The 19,845-nt window shown below is 45.0% G+C and carries 16 protein-coding genes; 13 read left to right on the top strand and 3 right to left on the bottom strand.

All coding sequences use genetic code 11. From position 1 onward, the window contains the following. Positions 1–248: 248 nt before the first annotated feature. Positions 249–1,469: a general secretion pathway protein GspE gene (locus tag OEV42_16110; GenBank protein ID MDH3975798.1), complete on the bottom strand. Its 1,221-nt coding sequence runs from the start codon at positions 1,467–1,469 to the stop codon at positions 249–251. Between the two features lie 226 nt (positions 1,470–1,695). Between OEV42_16110 and murJ the strand changes: the two genes are divergently transcribed. The 3 genes from murJ (at position 1,696) to OEV42_16095 (ending at position 5,390) form a co-directional block, all read left to right on the top strand. Next, the gene (gene murJ, locus OEV42_16105) at positions 1,696–3,282 is read left to right on the top strand and encodes a murein biosynthesis integral membrane protein MurJ (GenBank protein ID MDH3975797.1); all 1,587 of its coding nucleotides are present in this window, start codon (positions 1,696–1,698) and stop codon (positions 3,280–3,282) included. Beyond that, complete coding sequence (locus tag OEV42_16100) at positions 3,263–3,793, top strand: MGMT family protein (GenBank protein MDH3975796.1); 531 nt, start codon at positions 3,263–3,265, stop codon at positions 3,791–3,793. The genes murJ and OEV42_16100 overlap by 20 nt, the downstream gene beginning before the upstream one ends. Positions 3,794–3,878: 85 nt before the next feature. Beyond that, positions 3,879–5,390 (top strand): sodium-dependent transporter, encoded by a 1,512-nt coding sequence (locus tag OEV42_16095; protein ID MDH3975795.1) that lies wholly within the window; start codon positions 3,879–3,881, stop codon positions 5,388–5,390. Positions 5,391–5,422: 32 nt separating this feature from the next. Here OEV42_16095 and OEV42_16090 read toward each other — a convergent pair whose 3' ends face one another. After that, positions 5,423–7,885: a response regulator gene (locus tag OEV42_16090; protein ID MDH3975794.1), complete on the bottom strand. Its 2,463-nt coding sequence runs from the start codon at positions 7,883–7,885 to the stop codon at positions 5,423–5,425. Positions 7,886–8,131: 246 nt separating this feature from the next. On the opposite strand from OEV42_16090, the gene OEV42_16085 reads away from it, so the two are divergent. Continuing rightward, the gene (locus OEV42_16085) at positions 8,132–8,716 is read left to right on the top strand and encodes a DUF882 domain-containing protein (GenBank protein MDH3975793.1); all 585 of its coding nucleotides are present in this window, start codon (positions 8,132–8,134) and stop codon (positions 8,714–8,716) included. On the opposite strand, the gene bamE is transcribed toward OEV42_16085, so the two are convergent. Then, on the bottom strand, positions 8,717–9,052 hold the full coding sequence (gene bamE, locus OEV42_16080) for an outer membrane protein assembly factor BamE (GenBank protein ID MDH3975792.1): 336 nt from the start codon (positions 9,050–9,052) through the stop codon (positions 8,717–8,719). 94 nt (positions 9,053–9,146) lie between these two features. Between bamE and OEV42_16075 the strand changes: the two genes are divergently transcribed. The 9 genes from OEV42_16075 to OEV42_16035 all read left to right on the top strand — a co-directional run bounded on the left by OEV42_16075 (position 9,147) and on the right by OEV42_16035 (position 19,126). Next, positions 9,147–10,079 carry a metal ABC transporter substrate-binding protein gene (locus OEV42_16075; protein MDH3975791.1) on the top strand — a complete coding sequence of 311 codons (933 nt, stop codon included), beginning with the start codon at positions 9,147–9,149 and terminating at the stop codon, positions 10,077–10,079. Between the two features lie 157 nt (positions 10,080–10,236). Next, entirely contained in the window at positions 10,237–10,686 is a 450-nt protein-coding gene (locus OEV42_16070; protein ID MDH3975790.1) for a transcriptional repressor, read from the top strand. Further along, entirely contained in the window at positions 10,686–12,662 is a 1,977-nt protein-coding gene (feoB, locus tag OEV42_16065) for a ferrous iron transport protein B (protein MDH3975789.1), read from the top strand. Before OEV42_16070 ends, feoB begins: the two co-directional genes overlap by 1 nt. A 50-nt stretch (positions 12,663–12,712) precedes the next feature. Next, complete coding sequence (locus tag OEV42_16060) at positions 12,713–13,366, top strand: metal-dependent transcriptional regulator (protein ID MDH3975788.1); 654 nt, start codon at positions 12,713–12,715, stop codon at positions 13,364–13,366. Between the two features lie 24 nt (positions 13,367–13,390). After that, positions 13,391–13,852 carry an Rrf2 family transcriptional regulator gene (locus OEV42_16055; GenBank protein ID MDH3975787.1) on the top strand — a complete coding sequence of 154 codons (462 nt, stop codon included), beginning with the start codon at positions 13,391–13,393 and terminating at the stop codon, positions 13,850–13,852. A gap of 32 nt (positions 13,853–13,884) precedes the next feature. Continuing rightward, positions 13,885–15,432, top strand: coding sequence for a glutamine-hydrolyzing GMP synthase (guaA, locus tag OEV42_16050; protein ID MDH3975786.1), 1,548 nt, complete (start codon positions 13,885–13,887; stop codon positions 15,430–15,432). 6 nt (positions 15,433–15,438) lie between these two features. Further along, on the top strand, positions 15,439–15,834 hold the full coding sequence (locus OEV42_16045) for a response regulator (GenBank protein MDH3975785.1): 396 nt from the start codon (positions 15,439–15,441) through the stop codon (positions 15,832–15,834). A 337-nt stretch (positions 15,835–16,171) separates the two neighbouring features. Beyond that, positions 16,172–16,963, top strand: a complete 792-nt coding sequence (locus tag OEV42_16040; protein MDH3975784.1) for a dihydrodipicolinate synthase family protein — start codon at positions 16,172–16,174, stop codon at positions 16,961–16,963. 450 nt (positions 16,964–17,413) lie between these two features. Further along, complete coding sequence (locus OEV42_16035) at positions 17,414–19,126, top strand: DUF4388 domain-containing protein (GenBank protein ID MDH3975783.1); 1,713 nt, start codon at positions 17,414–17,416, stop codon at positions 19,124–19,126. The last annotated feature ends 719 nt before the right edge of the window (positions 19,127–19,845 follow it).

The following is a 19,845-nucleotide window of genomic DNA, read 5'->3' as shown; positions in this document are numbered from 1 at the left end:
ATGCCCCTTGAGGGTAGAGGCTTGGGGTGGGGAAGGGTATCAAAAAAATAACCCATCCCCCTCCTGACCTCCCTTTACAAAAGGGAGGAACTTAATTTCCCCCTTTTGTAAAGGGGGATTAAGGGGGATTTAAAACAGGTTATTTTGCTTTTCCCTGTTCCAACCGGGAAGCCATATCTATTTGATATTCAAGTGAAAGTGTTATTTTGACGGAAGGGAGAGATCCTGAAAATCTTTCATTACATTCATCAGGTCATCATAATTTTGTTCTTAAAGATAAGGATTTCAAATGACATGGAAGCCTTGTTGGCGAGCCGTTGAATTTCGACGACTGTATCACCCAGTTCTTTTGCGCCGCCTTCCACATAGATGATGTTGACCACTTTTCCCATAATGACAACGGGAACAAGCAGCGTTGCTGTAGGGGTTCCTCCTCCCAGGGCGTTAATCATTTGCAGGTTAACACCCGTTTTGGTAATCGGTCCCAGATAGAAACTCTTTCCTTCGGAAACGGTTTTAAGAACGGAAGGTTCTTGAGCTGAAAGTTGAAGGGCTTCAAAGTTGGGGATCAGGTCTTTGCTTTTGGCTGCCCGCCAGCCGATGATATTATTCCCTCTTACCATGAAAAGGGCGGCCCTGTAAAATTCTGCAGAGAGATATTTAATAAGCACATCGGCAATGACTTCACGGTCAGCCGGTTCGGCGAGCGCTCTTGAAAGGTCATCGATGGAATATCTTTCTATGAGTTCCTTTCTTGCTTCTTCCTGGATGAGTTCAGCTTCTTCAAGCTCATCTTCAAGGTCAACGATTTCTTCGGGTTTTTCTTTTATTTCAGGCGCTGCTTCCCGCTTTTTTGGCTCAGCCTCTTTAACTTTCGGTTTTTCTTCTTCCTTCTCTTTTTTTACCTCCCTTTCGGCCTCTCTTTCTATGTCCCTTTTAAGGGGAGGTTCTTCTTCCTGAACCACCTTTTCAGGATTGCGGATAATTTCCAGTTCTTTTTCTATTTCCCGTTCAATGACGGAAATATAGCGCAAGTCTCTCTTGATTCCGTAATATTTCTCCAGCGCCCTTACTATGTCCACTTCCGGTGTGACAATGGGTTTAATAGAAAAATTGGTCATAAAAGAAATTTCATCGATGGCGCTAAAGTCGGTGGGGTCCGACATGGCAAGGGTAAGCCTGTTTTTTTCAAGTTCAATGGGCACAACCCTGTATTTCTCGACCAGGTTCCTGGGGAGTAAATGTATTGTATCATCAGGGATATTGGCAAGGCTGGAAAAGTTGGCGTAGGGGATGCCGAGCTTTTTGCTGAGAAAAGAGGCGATGGTGCTTTCATCGAGATAGCCAAGCTCAATGAGATTTGTGCCGATCTTTCCGCCGTAAATGACCTGGTACTTGAGGGCCTCTTCAAGTTGTTCATTGGTCAATATCCCGGCCTGAACAAGCATATCTCCAATCTTTACGGCCATTTAAGCCTCCTGTTCTTTAAGCCGGCTATATTGTTTATGAAGACACTTTTCCTGCTCTTTAAAGCAGTCTGATATGATAGAGTTGTTTTTTCATGGTTAATACATTACTATTCCCATGATCAATATAGAATTTATCTTACTCTCTATATATGTTTATATTTAGCATATTGACAGCTTTATTTCAATCATTATAAAGGGTTACAGGCCCTGCCATTTAAACTGACAAATGTCTGACAACAGGAAAATTATAAAAGGGGCCTCTCTCGTAGGCGCTTTTACTGCGCTAAGCAGGATATTCGGACTCCTTCGTGATATGGTGATTGCCCGGTATTTTGGGGCAAGCCCTGCCACAGACGCCTTTTTTGTGGCCTTTAGAATTCCGAACACGCTTAGAAGGCTCTTTGCCGAAGGGGCTCTAACCATTTCATTTATTCCCGTTTTCAAGGAGGCCCTTGTTAAGGAAGGGAAGAGTGAGGCAAAAAAGATCAGTCATGTAACCTTTACTTTTCTAAGCCTCACCGTTGTTACGGTTGTCCTTATTTCCATTATCTTTGCTCCCTTTATTGTAAAGCTCATTGCGCCCGGCTTTAAGGATGAAAAGACGCTGGAACTAACGGTCTTTCTCACCCGGTTGATCTTTCCCTATCTCTTTTTCATTTGCCTTGTTGCACTGGCAATGGCTGTGCTCAATTCACTTGGAAAATTTGCCGCTCCCGCTGCCGCGCCTGTTCTTCTTAATATTGCTCTTATCCTGTCGGCTGTCATGGCAGGCCCTTTTTTTGAGGAGCCCGTTACAGCGCTTGCAATAGGTGTTTTAATGGGTGGATTAGCACAGGTTTTACTACAGATACCCTTCATAAAAAAAGAGGGATATTTCCCTGAAATTGACTTTAACTTTTCCCACCCTTCACTAAAGAGGATACTTCTTCTCATTGTGCCGGCCCTTTTCGGTGTTGCCGTTTACCAGCTCAATGTTTTTATTACAACGACTGTTCTTGCCTCCTATCTCCCTGAAGGAAGTATTTCCTACCTCTATTACGCCGACCGCTTTTTTCAACTCCCTCTCGGCATCTTCGTTATTTCTATGGCAACAGCCATTCTTCCAACCCTGTCTGAACAGGCAGCTTCGGAAAGGCTGGATGATATGAGGAAATCGATCACCTTTTCTTTTAAAGTCATTACATTCATTACGCTGCCGGCGGCGGCAGGGCTTTATGCTGTGAGCATTCCCGTTTTCAGTCTCTTTTTTCAGGGAGGAAAATTTGATTATGAGACGACTCTAAAGACAGCAGATGCCCTCAGGTATTACGCGCTTGGAATATGGGCTGTGGGGGGCATCAAGGTCGTGGCGCCCGCTTTTTATGCCATGAAGGACATGAAGACACCTGTGTGGGCGGCCTTTATCAGCCTCATTGCCAACATCTTTTTTTCAATCATATTGATGGGGCCCCTTCTTCATGGAGGGCTTGCGCTTGCCACGACACTTTCTTCAATGATAAACCTTATTATACTTATTGCCATCATAGGACGAAGGCTGGGCAAGGTTATCGATTTATCGGTCATCAGTTCATTCGTAAAGTCAGCCCTTGCGTCTCTTTTTACCTGGTATGCGGCTGCTTGTATCTGCCGTTTCGGAAACTGGGAAGTTGATGGTATCAATCTGGAGAAAGCATTTGTTCTCGGCGCTGCAATCGGCGCAGGCATGATTACCTACACGCTTTTTTCATATATTTTCAGAAGTGAAGAAGTGGGATACCTTTTAAAAACGCTTAAGGAAAGAAGAGGTAGAAAAAGTGGCACACCTTCACTTTGATACGGCTGCAGGAAGAGGCTTGCTTGAATATGGCGGAGAAGGTATTCTTTCTGTTCAATTGCCGTCAAAAAATGCTTTTGTTCCCGGCAATGGTTCTTCTGCCAAATGTGGAGGATGGAAAAATGCTGAAAAGGCCCTTCAACTTCTGCTTTCATACTATGACGGAAAGGCAGCTGATTTCAGCCCCTTAATATTGGACCTTGGCGGCCGTTCCAACTTTTTTTTAAAGGTATGCAATCTGGTCAGAAATATTCCCTATGGAGAAGTCCTCACCTATGGCGAGGTGGCAAAGCTGGCGGAAAGCCCCCATGCGTCACGGGCCGTTGGAAGGGTCATGGCTGCAAATCCCATTCCTGTCATTATTCCCTGTCACCGGGTTGTTGCTTCCAATGGCCTGCTGACAGGCTATTCGGCAGAAGGCGGGCTTGAAACAAAGGCAGACTTGCTCAGGATGGAAGGTGTTCCTTTTAGGAAAAAGGGGATGGTGGACGTAGAAAAAAAGGGTTTATAGAAAAAAACCTTTTCAAATAGCTGTAAAAAATAGATAATACTCCCCGTTTTTATTCTCCCAAGTCAAATTTTCCGGAGGTTTATTTATGTCTGATAAAAGGGGACAGTGGAAGAGCGAGTTCGGTTTTGTTCTGGCTGCTGTCGGTTCTGCAATTGGTCTCGGCAATATCTGGCGTTTTAGCTATATGGCTTATGATAATGGCGGCGGGGCATTTCTTATCCCCTATATTGTGGCCCTGCTCACGGCAGGGATACCGCTCCTGCTCCTTGAATTCGGTGTGGGCCACGAAAGAATAGGAAGCGCACCTTTAGCCTATGCCAAGATCAACCGCAAGTGGGAGTGGCTCGGCTGGTGGGCCGTTACCTTCGTCATGTTCGGTATCGTCCTTTACTATACCGTCGTGATTGCATGGTGCCTTAACTTTTTCATTTATTCATTTGATCTTTATTGGGGTGATGATCCAAACGACTTTTTCTTTAAGGAATTTCTGAAGGTTTCCGATTCTCCGTCCAATTTCGGAGAAATCCGGACCCCTATCTTTTTTGCGCTTGCCGTTATATGGTTTCTTAACTGGGCCATTGTTTACCGCGGTGTAGAAAAGGGGATTGAAACGGCAAACAAGATTTTTATGCCCCTCCTTTTTGTGCTCACCGCCGTCCTTGTTTTATGGGCCATTAACCTGGAAGGCGCTTCAATAGGTATCAAGGCTTACCTTAAACCCGATTTTTCAAAGCTTGCCAATCCGAAAGTGTGGATAGATGCCTATAGCCAGATATTTTTTACCTTGAGTTTAGGTTTCGGTATCATGATTGCCTATGCCAGCTATCTCCCGGCAAAATCAAATATCACCAAGAGCGCTTTTATGACGGCTGCCATCAACAGTGGATTTTCTCTCTTTGCCGGTTTTGCCACCTTTTCTCTTCTTGGCTATATGGCTTTTAAGCAGGGAAAGGAAATATCCGATGTGGTATCGCAAAGTATAGGTCTTGCCTTTGTGGCTTATCCCAAGGCCATGACTTTGCTGCCGGGAGGAAACATATTCGGAGCTATATTCTTTTTCAGTCTCGTTGTGGCCGGCCTCTCTTCTTCTATTTCTATTATCGAAGCCTTTGTTGCTGCCATATCGGATAAATTTGGTATTACGCGCGGCAAGCTGATAACTTTCGTTTCCATAGGAGGTTTCGTGGGATCCGTCGTTTTTACAACCCAGGCCGGACTTTTATGGCTCGATATTGTAGATCACTTTATTACCCATTACGGTCTGGTTATTGTTGGTATTCTTGAATGTTTCCTTGTGGGCTGGTTCTTTAACCTGGAAATGGTAAGAAGACACATAAATAAGGTTTCTTCTATTCAGCTTGGTACATGGTGGTCTTTTCTTATTAAATTCTTTGTGCCCGCCATTCTTCTTATCATACTGGTAGGAGACCTTTATAATGAAATTAAAAAGCCCTACGGAGGCTATACATGGACTTCTCTTATTCTTATCGGACGCGACTGGATACTGGCGACGCTTATTGCCGCTTTTTTTATTGCCTCCAGACCCTGGAGAACAAAAAGGCACATGGAGGAAGGAAGAGGTGGAACGTCGGAATAGGTTAATATGAGGGATGAAGAGATGCGTTTATTTCACCCCTCTTCACTTCTTTTCTGCATCACTTTTCTGATGGCACTGCCAAGAGAATGGCCCGTAAGCGGTTTATCGACATAGTCATCGATATGGAAGCTATTTATGTTCTCCTTGTCTATTGTTTTATTGAATCCACTGATAATAATTACCGGGATATCAGGTCTTATGCTCCTTAAACTGCCGGCCAGCTGGACACCTGTCATATCAGGCATGGTATAATCAGTGATGACAAGATCGAAATATTCCTTTTTACGGCGAAAGAAACGGGCTGCTTTCAAAGCGCTATTCATTGTTGTTATCTCATAACCTAGACCTTCCAGAACAGACTTTCCGGCAAAGGTAATTGCAGGCTCATCATCTACAAATAAGATTCTTTCATTTCCTCTGATATTTTTTTTGTGCGGTTTTAAATCTTCTAAAACTTCATTCTTTTCAGCCAGGGGCAAATAGATATGAAAAGTACTCCCTTTTCCTGCTTCGCTTTCTACAGATATTTCTCCGCCATGGCTCAGTACGATGCCATGGACAACAGAGAGGCCGAGGCCCGTTCCCTTATCAGCGCCTTTTGTTGTAAAAAAAGGATCGAATATACGTTCTTTTGTCACTTCATCCATTCCATGTCCCGTGTCATTGATGCTCAGCCTTATATATTTTCCGTGAGGCAGTTTAAGCTCTTTCAGTATTTCCTCTGTAACTTCAAAGGAAATAAGCTCTATTTTAATGACTCCGCCACTCTCCGGCATTGCATGGTAGGCGTTGGTGCAAAGGTTCATTATCAACTGATACATTTGTGTCGGATCGGCCATTACCGTGTTGCACTTAAGATGAATATCCTGTTTTATTTTGATCGTTGTGGGCAGGGTAGACCGAAGCAGTTTGAGAGCTTCATTTACAAGGGAATCAATTTCCAGAATGATTCGTTCCTGTTTGCCATGACGGCTGAACAGTAGAATTCGCTGGATAAGTTCCCTGGCCCGGTTAGATGCGTCAATTATCATCTCCGTTGCCTGATGAGTATGGCTGCCCTCATTAACGTCCTCCAGAATACATTCGGCAGACATTAGTATGGGGGAAAGTATGTTGTTAAAGTCATGGGCAATGCCACCGGCCAGGGTGCCGATAGTTTCCATCTTCTGTGCCTGCAGGAGTTGGGCTTCCAGGTTTTTTTTCTCCTCCTCGGCCAGTTTGTAGGCAGTAAGGTCTTTCCATGTAACATACAGAACTTGTCTGTTATTGAACTGTGTTGTGGTGAGTGTCACTTCAACGGGAAACTCCTCCCCATCGATGCGTCTGTGAGTCCACTCGAAGCGGTGAAAGTTTTTTTCCCAGGCCAGAGCAATCATTTCCTTTGCCTTCTCATAAGACAAACGCCCGTCCGGTTGCCGTTCAGGCGATAGCGCCCAGGGTTGAGCGGAGAGGACTGATTTCTTATTATCGGCGCGGAGCATTCGAATGGTTGCATCGTTGCAATCGATGAACCTATCTTCATCGAGTATCAAAATGGCATCTTCAGAGGCATTGAAAATTCGCATAAACATTTGTTCCCGGGCAAGCTCTTTTTCCTTGGCATCCTTCTGTTCCAGGATCTTCCTTTGCAGCTCTTCATTGGTTTTCGTAAGTTCTGCCGTTCGTTCCCCTACCCGCAGTTCCAGCTCGTCATGCGCCTTTTGAAGCGCCTTTTCAGCCTCTACACGCTTGCTGATATCCATGCATGCCGTAACGATGGCAATTGTTTTGTCATTGGCATCTTTAATTGCGTCTGATACGAGATGCACCGGGAAAATAGAGCCTTCCTTTGTTATATTGACACTCTCCCTGCTCCAGTTTTTTATGTTCTCAATTTCCTCTTCCGTCATGGTGACTTGAAGTTCCGGCGGCGCTAATTTTGATGATTCCATGCCCGGAAGCTCCGTCCTTTCATATCCATGCATGAGGGCTTCAGAGGGATTTGTATAAATGATTTTTTTGGAACGATCGGTAATTGTAATGCCTACATGGGTTGTTTCGACGGCTTTTGCGAAGAGTTTCAGTTTTTCTTCCGCTTTTATCCGGTTGATGCGTTCCTGATGGTTTCTAACGGTCTTATAGATTTGCCGGGCTAAAATCTTTTTATGAATTTCACCGCCTTTAATAATATAGTCATCTACGCCGATCTTGAGGGCCTCTACGGCAACTTCTTCCGACCCGGTCCCTGTCAGAAAAACGATGGGCAGGTCTATTTCACTATCCATAATTGCCTGGGAGAGTTGAAGTCCCGTCATTCCCGGCAAGGTATTATCGATAACAGCAACGTCAAATTTGGGGTCCTCCCGGCGAAGCAGTTCCAACGCTTTTTCTGCATCAATGCATTCGGTTATATTGCAGGGAAGTTTCGACTTTTCAAAGGTTTTCCTGAATATTTCCCTGTCGAACTTCAGGTCTTCCACGAGGAGAATGTTAAGAGGTTTATCTTCTTTGTGCATTAATCTTCCTTTTTGTTTCTGGACTAATGCTTCTTATCCGGAATCGGTGACAGGTAACTCTGAACATATGGATTTTTTCTAAGGCCTGAAATTTTTATTATATTTTTATTTTAGCAGAAATAATTAAGAAGATCTAATCGTAAAGAAGTGTATCGTTGGTAACAATAAAAAAGAGTGCACCTTGAAGGTTTTGTCCTGATTTGCTATATTAGGGCAGCAAATCCGAGAAGAAGTGAGATATTGTAAATGCTGATTGAAAAAAGTTCGAATATTCCCGGTCCTGCAGTCACCCGTCGCAGATTAATTAAAGCGGGCGCCCTTTCTGCCGCTTCCCTTGTTTTCCCCGGGCAGGCCCTGGCATTGGGAAAGGTCTTGCCTTCATATGAAAAAAAGCTCTCCTTCTATAATATGCATACAGGAGAAAGGCTGAGCGCGGTCTATTATTCCATGGGCAGATACTTGACAGAGCCTCTCAATGACATTAATCACATCATGCGTGATCATCGTTCGGGAGATGTAAAGGCTATTGACACTAAATTGCTTGATTTACTCTACCGACTATCGGTAAAAATCGAGGCTAAAGAACCTTTTCACATCATATCGGGCTATCGGTCTTCGGAGAGTAACGCTTATCTTAGAAGCCGTTCTTCAGGGGTTGCCAAAAAGAGCCTGCATCTTCTGGGTAAGGCCGTCGATGTGAGGCTGCCCGGCCGTGATCTCTACCTTATGAGGGATGCTGCCATGAGTTTAAAGGGCGGTGGTGTAGGATATTATCCGGGGCCGGACTTTATTCATCTCGATACAGGCCCTTTTCGCTACTGGAAGGGTTAATCAGGGTGTTTCTTTAGACATTTCGTAAGTTATCGATTTGACTTTGTCCGCTTCAAAGGTAATGGTCATTCTCTGGAACTTCTCTTTTGACGGGCCTCCCCTGAGGGGAACTTTTGCTTCTATATAGAGGTAAGACCAGATGTCCTGATGGGAATCATTTTTGCCTGCAAGCTGAGGTTCTCCAAAGAGGTTTTTAATATCTTCCTTGCCTGTTTCCCCTTTCTTTATGGCTTCGATATGGGACATGGTGAAGGGCTTTCCGCTCTTGAAGTGGATGGGGCCGCATGAAATGGTGTATATGAGGGGAATAAGCAGGATGATAAGTTTTTTAAGCATAGCGAGACCTCTCTTAGTGATGTGATTAATTTTAGCATGTAAAAAATGTCTGTCAATAAGTGTATCGTCTATTTAGAGTATAAAGGATTCCCCGATGAATAAAGTTAAAATCTTTTTTCCTGTATTATTTTTTGTGCTTGCCTCTGTAAATCCTCTGTCTGCGTCCGGTGAAGAGAGAAAAAAGATAAAAGTGCTTACCTCTTTTCTGCCTGTTTATATTTTTACGCTCAATGTTGTCGGAGAGAGTGACCGCATCGATGTTGCTTGTCTCATAGCCGGTGAGGCAGGGCCCCATGATTACCAGATGCGGCCAAGTGATATGAGAAAGGTGGAAGATGCCGACTTTATTATCATTAACGGCCTGGGGATCGAGGAATTTCTGGGTGATCTTATCGCCGGGAGGAAGACGAAAGGGACCCTTCTTGAAAGTGCGTCAGGATTGCCCCTTCTTGAAACGGGGGCTCATAAGGAAGAAGAGGGCCATGATGACCACCCTCATCATGGGGAGCATAACCCCCATACCTGGGTAAGTCCAAAATTGGCTGCCATGCAGGTAATGAATATTGCAAAATTCCTTTCAGCCATTGATCCTGCGGGGGCTGCCATTTATATGAAAAATGGTGAAAAATATGCCGACAGCCTCAATCGCTTAAATGAGGAGATAAAAACAATGGTTGCTGCTCTCCCTGACAAGAGAATCGTTACTGTTCATAATGCCTTTGATTATCTGGCAAGGGATACGGGGCTTCATGTGGTTTCCGTCATTTATCACAGGCCCGGTGAAGGGCCCTCTGCATCGGAAATGGGGCGGCTGACCGCCATGATGAGGAAGGAGAAGGTGAAAGCGCTTTTTACAGAACCCCTCTTTTCAGAAAAGAGGGTCAGGGTTATTGCAAAAGAATCAGGCGCCAGGGTAGGGGCGCTTGATCCTGTTGCAACGGGGGACCCTTCAAAAGAACTTTATCACAGGTTAATGAGGAAAAATATGACGGTCCTAAAGGAAATGCTTTCACCGCAGCCAAAATAGTCCTTTCCATGGAATAGCGATAAAGGCCTTTACAGGAAATTAATTCTTTTTACTTTTCCAAATAAAATCACTTCAACAGTTGGGTTGACTTGCAGCGACCGTTCACATTATAATCGACGCTTTGAAAACAAATTTCAATTTCAAAAGTGTGGTAGTTATGAATGATCGAAAGATGAAGGTTTTTGAGAAATTTATTGCCGAGAAAGGTCTTAAGTCAACACGCCAGCGTGATGACATTATAAACACTTTCCTTAAAAGTGACGGTCATTTGAGCGTGGAAGACCTTCACCATATGGTTCAGAAAATTAATCCCAAAATCGGTTATGCCACCGTATACAGAACGCTTAAACTGCTCAGTGAAAGCGGTCTTGCCGCCGAGCGTCACTTCGATGACGGCCAGACACGGTACGAGCATGTCGATCCCGAAGAACATCACGATCACCTCATCTGCATGAGCTGCGGCAGGATTATCGAATTTGAAGACCAGCGAATAGAAGACTTACAGGACGAAGTGGCAAAAAAGCTCTCATTCCGCGTTGTTACTCATAAACTTGAACTCTACGGGTATTGCAGTGCCTGTAACAAAGGGACGAAAAAAGAGAGCTGATGCATAATCACGGACCCGAAAATGACTCCTCCCACGAGGGAATGGAGAAAATTCTTCTTGTTGGAAATGCCAACGTAGGAAAAAGTGTTATCTTTGGATATTTTACGGGCCGCTATGTGACCGTATCCAACTATCCCGGAACGACGGTAGAAGTTTCCAGGGGTAAGGCGACGCTGAACAGGAAGAGTTATTCCGTTATCGATACGCCCGGTGTCAATTCTCTTCTTCCCATGTCGGAAGATGAAGAGGTAACAAGAAACATCCTCCTTGATGAAAGCCATGACCGTGTTCTCCAGGTGGCAGATGCTAAAAACCTGAAAAGATCACTCCTCATCTCTCTTCAGCTTGCAGAAATGGGCCTTCCCTTTGTCCTCGATCTCAACCTCTTCGACGAAGCCGAATCGCGTGGTATTACGATTGATATAGAGAAACTTTCAGGGCGTCTCGGTGTTGATGTCGTCGCTACGGTGGCCACAAGAAAAAAAGGAATGGATAAACTGGTTAAAGCCCTGGAATCGCCAAAAAAATCCTCCTTTAAAATGTCCTACGATGAAGGTATCGAAAAGGCAGTAAAAGAGGTAGAAAAATATCTTCCCCCGGCAAATATTTCAGGCCGCTCCATTGCCCTCATGATTCTGGCGGGAGATGAGACGCTTAAGTACTGGCTTCACGAGAACCTTGACAGTGATGCGCTTGAAAAAATTGAAGATATTTGCCGGTCTGTTCGCGCTATTTATAAAGAAAAGACAGGATATATCATTAACCGCCTCAGGATGAGAGTCGTTGACGGTATTATAGAAGAGGTCTTTACCCTTTCCATGACGGAAAGAAGCGGTTTCAGGAACACCCTTGGCAATCTCATGATGCATTACATCTGGGGAATTCCCATCCTTGTCGGTGTTCTTTATGCCATGTATCTTTTTGTGGGAGATTTCGGCGCCGGTACCTGTGTCGATTTCCTCGAATCGGAAGTTTTCGGCAACTATATCAATCCCTGGTCGACGAAGATCATCGAGACATTGATTCCTTTTAAAATTGTTCAGGATTTTCTCGTCGGTGACTATGGACTTATCACCATGGCCCTTTCTTATGCCATCGCCATCGTCTTTCCCATTGTGGGCACTTTCTTTCTTGCTTTCAGCGCTCTTGAGGATTCAGGCTACCTCCCCAGGCTTTCCGTCATGGTAAACAAGATCTTCAGGCTTATGGGCCTTAACGGCAAGGCCGTCCTTCCCATGGTTCTCGGCCTTGGCTGTGATACGATGGCAACACTGACGACAAGGATACTGGACGGCAGGAAAGACAGGATTATCGTAACGCTTCTTCTTGCTCTCGGCATACCCTGTTCGGCACAACTCGGTGTTATCCTCGGTATGCTGGGGGGCGTCTCCTTCAATGCCCTCATTGTCTGGCTCGGTATTGTGGTGGCTGTGCTTTTTCTTGTCGGTTATCTGGCAGCCCGTGTTATTCCCGGGGAAGCAACGGATTTTATTTATGAACTGCCGCCCATCAGGGTTCCCCAGCTTAAAAATATCCTCATTAAAACCGTTGCAAGGATAGACTGGTATCTGAAAGAAGCTGTCCCGCTTTTCATCCTGGGAACGCTGATACTCTTTGTTATGGACCGGCTTAACCTGCTCAAGGTCGTTGAACGGCTGGCGGCGCCGCTCATCGAGACCTTTCTGGGGCTTCCTCCCAAGGCGGCAGAGGCTTTCCTTATCGGCTTTTTAAGGAGAGATTATGGCGCCGCAGGGCTCTATGCGCTGCAAAAAGACGGACTCCTCGATCCTGTCCAGACGGTGGTAAGCCTTGTAACGATGACACTTTTTATTCCATGCATTGCCAATCTTTTTATGATTGTAAAAGAGAGAGGTTTTAAAACGGCATTCTGGATGACGGCTTTTATACTTCCCTTTGCACTTTTGGTGGGAGGTTTTGTAAACTTTACTTTAAGGACTCTTGAAGTGGCCTTTTAGTCTGCTATTTTTTTAGGAAGTTTTGAGGAACTAACAGGAAGGAGACATCTATGCATAAAGATGTGGAAGAAATTCTCGAACTGATCTGGACCTTCAAGGAGAAGGGGAAACCGGCAAAGCGGGAAGAGATCATTAAGGCATCGAAAGTGGAAAATACGGCGCTCTTTCTCGAAGAGATGCTTAAAGATAAATACATTGAAGAGTCGCATGGTCTGATTACACTCACACCTTCCGGTGATGAAACGGGAGAAAGCGTCGTAAGACGGCTGAGGCTGGCCGAGTGGCTCCTGTCGAATGTTCTTGAACTTGAAAGAGAAGAGTGGGAAAATACGGCCTGTGAATTTGAACATATTCTGACGCCTGAAGTGACGGACAGCATCTGTACTTTCCTGGGACATCCGCCTACCTGCCCTCATGGTGAACCTATCCCAAAGGGAGATTGCTGCAAGGCCTTCAGCAAGGAGGTTAAACCCCTTGTTCTCAATGTGACGGAACTTGCTCCCTCAGAGAGAGGCAGGGTCGTTTTTATTGCGCCAAGGCACCATGACCGCTTAAACAGGTTGAGTTCACTCGGTCTCGTTCCCGGCGCCGTGGTCAAGCTTCACCAGAAGCAGCCCACTTACGTTCTTGATATAGGCGAGACGAGTATTGCTATTGATCATGAAATTGCAAAAGAGGTTTTTGTTAAAAAAGTAGAAATATAAAAGCTGAAATTTAAAGAACCTGTCATGAAACTATCAACAAAAATAACATACGGCGTAAGGGCGCTCTTTGATATTGCCTATCATTCATGCGGCATTCCGGCCAAGGTAAACGATATTGCAAGGCGCCAGGGCATGTCGCCCCGTTATATCGAGCAGATTTTTATTAAGTTCAAAAAGGCCGGTTTTATCAAAACGGTACGTGGACCCAAGGGGGGATATATGCTTGGCAGGGAGCCTGAAAAGATAACGCTTGGTGACATTATCAGGTCCATAGAAGGTGATATTGAACTGGTGAGTTGCAAGCCTTCAGAAGGGGAAGGTGAATGCGTATTCAGTAAAGAGTGCGTAACCGCTCCCATCTGGAGCGAACTGAACAGCAAGGTTGCTTCTTTTTTTGATTCCATTACTATCAGGGACCTTTGTAACCGGGGCAAGGACCTCGGCATCGATAGAGACATGGAAGGAAAATTCATTTACCACATATAAGCCATTTCTGAAAATAAAGGAGAAACAATTTAATGACAGATATTCATTCCGGGATGGTCCTCATTCTCGATTTCGGTTCACAGTACACGCAGCTTATTGCCCGCAGGATCAGGGAAAGCCATGTCTATTGTGAAATTCACCCATTCAATATCGATTTTGGTAAAATTAAAGAGATGAATCCCAGGGGACTCATCCTCTCGGGGGGGCCTTCCTCTGTTCATGATGAAGATGCGCCTGTTGTCGATGGCCGCGTATTTGAAATGGGCATCCCTATTCTCGGTATCTGTTACGGTATGCAACTCATGACAAAGCTTATGGGCGGCCGGGTGGCAGGGGCTGTTAAAAGAGAATACGGCAGGGCAAGCCTCGTCGTTGATGATGCCACCGATCTTTTTGCCGGTCTTTCCGGCGCCCATACGGTATGGATGAGTCATGGCGACAGGATCGAGCAATTTCCAGAGGGTTTTGAGCCCATTGGGCATACCGATAATTCCCCTGTTGCAGCCATGAGGAACAGGGGGAAAAACTTTTATGCCATCCAGTTTCATCCTGAAGTTGTACACACGCCTTCAGGTGAAGAAATGCTGAGAAATTTTGTTTTTCATATCTGTAATTGCGAGGGGAACTGGACCATGGGGTCATTTATCGAGAGCCAGTGTGCCGAAATAAAGGCCAGGGTGGGAAATAAGGGTGTTATATGCGGTCTGTCGGGCGGTGTCGATTCGGCTGTCACGGCTGTGCTTATTCACAGGGCAATCAAGGACCGGCTTACCTGCATTTTCGTCGATAACGGGCTACTGAGAAAGGGAGAGCGTGAGAAGGTTGAAGAGGTGTTCAGGAAACACTTTCATATTAACCTTATTGTAATTGACGCATCAGAGCGTTTTCTAAAAAAGCTGGAAGGCGTGACGGACCCTGAAAAAAAACGCAAGATCATAGGAAACGAGTTTGTTCATGTTTTTGATGAAGAGGCGGGCAAACTCAAGGATATCAATTTTCTGGCCCAGGGCACGCTTTATCCTGATGTCATAGAGAGTGTCTCTTTTAAAGGCCCTTCAGCGACCATAAAAAGCCATCATAACGTAGGGGGGCTCCTTGAAAAAATGAAGCTCAAACTGGTTGAGCCCATGAGGGAGCTTTTTAAGGACGAAGTGAGGGAACTGGGCAGGGAACTGGGTATGCCTGAAGAAGTGATCAGCCGGCAGCCCTTTCCGGGGCCCGGCCTTGCCATCAGGATACTGGGCGCAGTAACAAAGGAGGGCCTTGAGATCCTGAGAGAGGCCGACCTTATTGTCCTGGAGGAGATAAAATCGGCAGGGCTTTACGATAAGATCTGGCAATCTTTTGCCGTTCTCCTGCCCATACGTTCTGTTGGCGTTATGGGAGATGAGCGGACTTATGAGCAGACCATTGCGCTGCGTGCCGTAAATTCTCTTGACGGAATGACGGCAGACTGGGTTCACCTTCCTTATGAACTTCTGGGGAGAATCTCCAACAGGATTATTAATGAAGTCAAGGGGGTCAACAGGGTCGTCTACGACATATCTTCCAAACCTCCCGGAACAATAGAATGGGAGTAAACTATTATGGATGCTTCTTTCAAAGATACTGACAGCGAAGAACTTCCTCTCGTTGTGGTAACCGAGGGGAATGCCGATGAAATGTGCCTTATTTCCAGAGTACTTGGTGAAAAGGATTACCGGGTTCTCGGTTACTCCGATTGTGACAAGGCCTATAATCTCATAAAGCGGGAATGTCCCGTTCTTGCCATTATCGATGTCAGTCTCTGTCACATTAGCGGCAGTGATCTCATAAAAAAGATAAGGTCCGGGGAAATTCAGGGTTCCATGCCTGTTATAGCCATTGTGGCTTCCAGTTCTGAAAAGGATTTTGCCGGAGGCGGGGCCGATGCATTTTTGAAGCGGCCCTTTAATGAAGAGATACTGAAACAAACCGTAGAATCCCTTTTAAAGGAAAAGTAAGCGTAAACATTCTCTGCCTGTTTTGTCGGAAGCGATGCTTCTTGGGATACTTTCCGTCCTTCAAGGGGGAGGAAAATTGAATGTGTCAAATGTATCAATAATAACTGCTGATAAAGCAATATCTGTCGCATATTTAGCAATATCTGCCGTGTAAGCAGGGGATGAATGTGATAAAATTATTGCCAATGCTGGGGGGTGGTGGGGTTTTTAAATTACTCCCCCACCTGGAAAGATGGGGAGTAATTTAATAAATGCCATTTTGAAGCATTGTCAAGCCCTGTCCGGTAATAAAGCCGGACAGGGCTTTTAAATTTTAAGGTATTAAAAAAGGAAAAAAGTGAGTTTTACTTTCCCCGGCTTGATAGTTCCCCCAACAACACCTTTTGATGCCGCCTCGAGGATAGATGAGAAGGCTTTAGCCGCTCACCTTGAATATTTGGCTGAAAATAATGTTTCATCCATACTGGCAAATGGAACAACGGCGGAATTTTTTTCACTGCTTCCCGCCGAAAGAAGAAACCTTCTTGTCCTTTCAAGAAAATACTTTCCCGGAACCATTTATTTTAACACAGCCTCCGACAGTTTGTTGCAGGCAAAAGAGGCAGCCCATTGGGCCCGGGAATCAGGGGCCGATGCGATTGTGGCTATGGCTCCCTATTATTATGCAAATGCGCCTGCAGCAGGAATCATTGGTTTTTTTAAGGAACTGGCCGCCTGGGCGAGACTTCCACTTATATTGTACAATTTCGCCAGGCACACCAATAATCCCCTCACCGCTCATATATTAAAGGCTGTGCCTCATGCCGCCATCAAGGATTCATCAGGTGATGAGTCCCTTATTTCAGCTACTCCCTGTTACCTTGCAGGGACAAGCCGCTCCATGCTTGAATGGGTCGGGCTGGGAGCAAAGGGATACGTGAGTGCCGGGGCAAACTACCTGCCTGACCTCTATGTAAAGCTGGAAAAAGCGATCAATAATGGAGATATGGATAGCGCCGGGGCCGTGCAAAATGAGATCAGAGTGAGGCACCTGAAAGATGAAGGTGAAAATGAAATCACCATAATCAAAAAGAAGCTTTCCACTATAATTCCCGGCTATCCTCTCAGGGTCAGACTGCCGCTCAAATAGGGTGGGTTCTTTCCTGTCAAAAAATATTCCCGCCTCCCAATCTGAAAGCGTCTCTCTTCTATGGCATTAATATTGCTTTGTTTTTATGTGCTTTAAGGGAGCGGCACTCCTGGAAAGGTGCTTTTTATGCGTTTTTTTACGCTAAATCTTTACAAATGACGGAAAATGTCTTTTTTTTGAATGTTTTTTTTAGTATCTTAACTTTGCCCATACAGGAAAAAATTTCATTGTATCGGGCATATAACCGTATTTAATTAGTTTTCATCCGGAAAGGGTGCTTTTTCGCAATCTCTGCGTCAATCTTCGGCTTTGCTTGTGTGATGTACAGTAGTACAACTCGGCGAAACCCTTGATTTCCTTGACCTTGCAAAAAATCCCTCCTTTCCGAATTGAAAACAAAGTTTCATTTATTATAGTTTCTGGATGGACACTAATTACTAAATTATTCTTATGTCTCAAAATAAAATACTTCTTTACTCTAAAAGGCAGGATGGGATAGAAGAGAACTTTGACAAGTCGCTTCTCAAGGACTTCCAGGTTCTGAGCACCCATGACATGCTCGACGTCATTCATATCCTGAAAAAGGATCATGTGGCCATGGTCCTTGTCATTGGAGATTTCACCGAGACAGAGCATGAGGCCTTTAAGTCCATGGTGGATCTCCTCAAGCCGGGCGTGAACGTCATGTTTGTCAAGCCGGAATCAGGCTCCGGCGATTGCGTCAGTCTCAATAAGGAAGACTTCTGCCGTTATTTAAAGGGCACTATTAAAAACAAAACCTCCCTCAGCGGTCAGCTCTCACTTTTCAAGGACTTTTTCATGAGCTTTTCCGACCGCATGCTGCAGATCTTCGGCGCAACAAACCGCTACTTTTTTAACAGAGACCATCTCGTGGCCCGCCTTTCAAAGAAAACAGCCCTCAAGCTCGGTCTGTCAGAGGAAAGGGCGGAAAATATCCAGATAGCGGCCCTTTTAAGAGATATGGGCATGCTCAGCATTCAGCAGCAGTTGCTGGAAGAAAAGCGGGCATTTTCACATAAAGAACTTACTTCCATTAAGAAGCATCCCCACAATACGGTACAAATCCTGAAGCAGATCAAATTCCCCTGGAACGTGGACTCCATCATATTGCAGCACCATGAAAACTACGACGGAAGCGGCTATCCCAGCGGACTTCACGGCAGGGATATCTGTATCGGTGCAAGAATCGTCCATCTTGCCGATTCTTACGTCGCCATGACGACGGAAAGGCCGCACCGGCCCGCCCATAGTCATGAAGAGGCCCGCCGGGAGATAGTCAAGCACATAGGGAGTGATTATGACCCCGAGATTGCCGAGAAATTTCTTACCGTTCTCGATAAGGAGATGAGAAAGGGAACAGATAAACAGCTGCTTTTGGTTTTTGAAGAGAGTCCCAATATTTCAAGGGCCATCAAGCTAGGCGTCGATATGGGTGATTTTGATGTTGTCCAGGCGGCAAGTGCCCTGGAAGTACTTGACAATGTAGAGCGTGAACTGCCCGGGCTCATGCTTGTTGATGTGCAGATGCTCAAAGGGGAAGTGCTGAAAAACTTCTTCAGCACCATGTATGAAATACCGCTTTTCGGCAATTGTCCCATTATTTTTGTCATGACCGATCCTGCTTTCCCTAAACATTTTAAAGGTGATCACATCCGTTATATGAGCATGCCTCTCGATATGGGTGAACTGATGCTTCGCACAAGGGAGCTTCTCGGCAATGGAAGAGAGAAGCAGGATAAAGAAGACAAAGCCGAACCCAAGGGATTGATTGGAAATATTGAAGACTTCCATTTAACGGAAATAGTGCAGATTCTTCAGATGGGCCTGAAAACGGCGAGAGTCGACATCAGGTATAATAATAAGCAGGGTGTAATATACATGCGCAACGGCAATATTGTTCACGTGTCGAATAATATGAAACAGGGTGAAGACGCTTTCTTTGAAATGATGAGCTGGCCTTCGGGCCGTTTTCGCATACAGCATAATATTGAAACCGATGAAACGAATATCACCTCGGAAACAACCTATCTCCTTCTCGAATCGGCCAGAGTGGCCGATGAAATGAAACGCCAACCCCAACCAGAGCCGGAAGAAACTCAGGAAGCTCAGCAAACCTCCCACTTGCGGATAGTCAAAAGCTGAAAAGTTTTAAAAGTGGCTATCAGGCTTTATCTTCGTTGACATAATGAGATTAGACACAGATTTACACTGACTCAGGGACTTTACCACTGAAGCACGGAAATACAGAGGCACGGAAAAAAAGAAAGTATTAAATTCAGTGTCAGAAGAAAAAAGAGTTTTAAGGGTTTTAAAAATCCATTTGATCCTGTAAATCCTGTCAAAGAAAAAAAGAATTAAAAGATTTGTTTTTAGGCGGGATTAACGGGATTGACGGGATAAAGAGCGAAAGAATAATGAGATACAGATTAACACCAAGCCAAAGGATTTAACCACTGAAGCACGAAAAAAATAGTTTACGTGTATCCACTCAGCTGCATTGATCCCCCACTTTAGTAAAGGGGGGTGAGGGGGGATTTGCAAATCATTGAATTAGTATCCATCCAGAAACTATAATAAATCAAACTTTGTTTTCAATTTGGAAAGGAGGGCTTTTTTGCAAGGTCAAGGAAATCAAGGGTTTGCGCGGAGGTGTACTACTGTACATGGCACAAGCAAAACCGAAGATTGACGCAGAGATTGCGAAAAAGCGCCCTTGACCGATGAAAACGAATTAGAAAGTCCCCCCGGTCCCCTTGACAAGAGGGTGTTTTTATTTCAGGTAAATATTTTTAGGAAACATTCTCTCTTCGTGACCCTTCGTGTCCTTAGTGGATAAATCATCTTAAAAAGTGGATAAATCA

Source organism: Deltaproteobacteria bacterium (assembly GCA_029860075.1).
GTDB lineage: Bacteria > Desulfobacterota > JADFVX01 > JADFVX01 > JADFVX01 > JAOUBX01.
The sequence above is the reverse complement of the archived record's forward strand: the minus strand, read 5'-3'. Positions and strand labels throughout refer to the sequence as shown.

Coding starts and splice junctions, on each gene's coding strand:
- OEV42_16110 (MDH3975798.1), bottom strand. CDS start 1,469: ATGGCCGTAAAGATTGGAGATATGCTTGTTCAGGCCGGGATATTGACC.
- murJ (MDH3975797.1), top strand. CDS start 1,696: ATGTCTGACAACAGGAAAATTATAAAAGGGGCCTCTCTCGTAGGCGCT.
- OEV42_16095 (MDH3975795.1), top strand. CDS start 3,879: ATGTCTGATAAAAGGGGACAGTGGAAGAGCGAGTTCGGTTTTGTTCTG.
- OEV42_16090 (MDH3975794.1), bottom strand. CDS start 7,885: ATGCACAAAGAAGATAAACCTCTTAACATTCTCCTCGTGGAAGACCTG.
- OEV42_16085 (MDH3975793.1), top strand. CDS start 8,132: ATGCTGATTGAAAAAAGTTCGAATATTCCCGGTCCTGCAGTCACCCGT.
- bamE (MDH3975792.1), bottom strand. CDS start 9,052: ATGCTTAAAAAACTTATCATCCTGCTTATTCCCCTCATATACACCATT.
- OEV42_16075 (MDH3975791.1), top strand. CDS start 9,147: ATGAATAAAGTTAAAATCTTTTTTCCTGTATTATTTTTTGTGCTTGCC.
- OEV42_16070 (MDH3975790.1), top strand. CDS start 10,237: ATGAATGATCGAAAGATGAAGGTTTTTGAGAAATTTATTGCCGAGAAA.
- feoB (MDH3975789.1), top strand. CDS start 10,686: ATGCATAATCACGGACCCGAAAATGACTCCTCCCACGAGGGAATGGAG.
- OEV42_16060 (MDH3975788.1), top strand. CDS start 12,713: ATGCATAAAGATGTGGAAGAAATTCTCGAACTGATCTGGACCTTCAAG.
- OEV42_16055 (MDH3975787.1), top strand. CDS start 13,391: ATGAAACTATCAACAAAAATAACATACGGCGTAAGGGCGCTCTTTGAT.
- guaA (MDH3975786.1), top strand. CDS start 13,885: ATGACAGATATTCATTCCGGGATGGTCCTCATTCTCGATTTCGGTTCA.
- OEV42_16045 (MDH3975785.1), top strand. CDS start 15,439: ATGGATGCTTCTTTCAAAGATACTGACAGCGAAGAACTTCCTCTCGTT.
- OEV42_16035 (MDH3975783.1), top strand. CDS start 17,414: ATGTCTCAAAATAAAATACTTCTTTACTCTAAAAGGCAGGATGGGATA.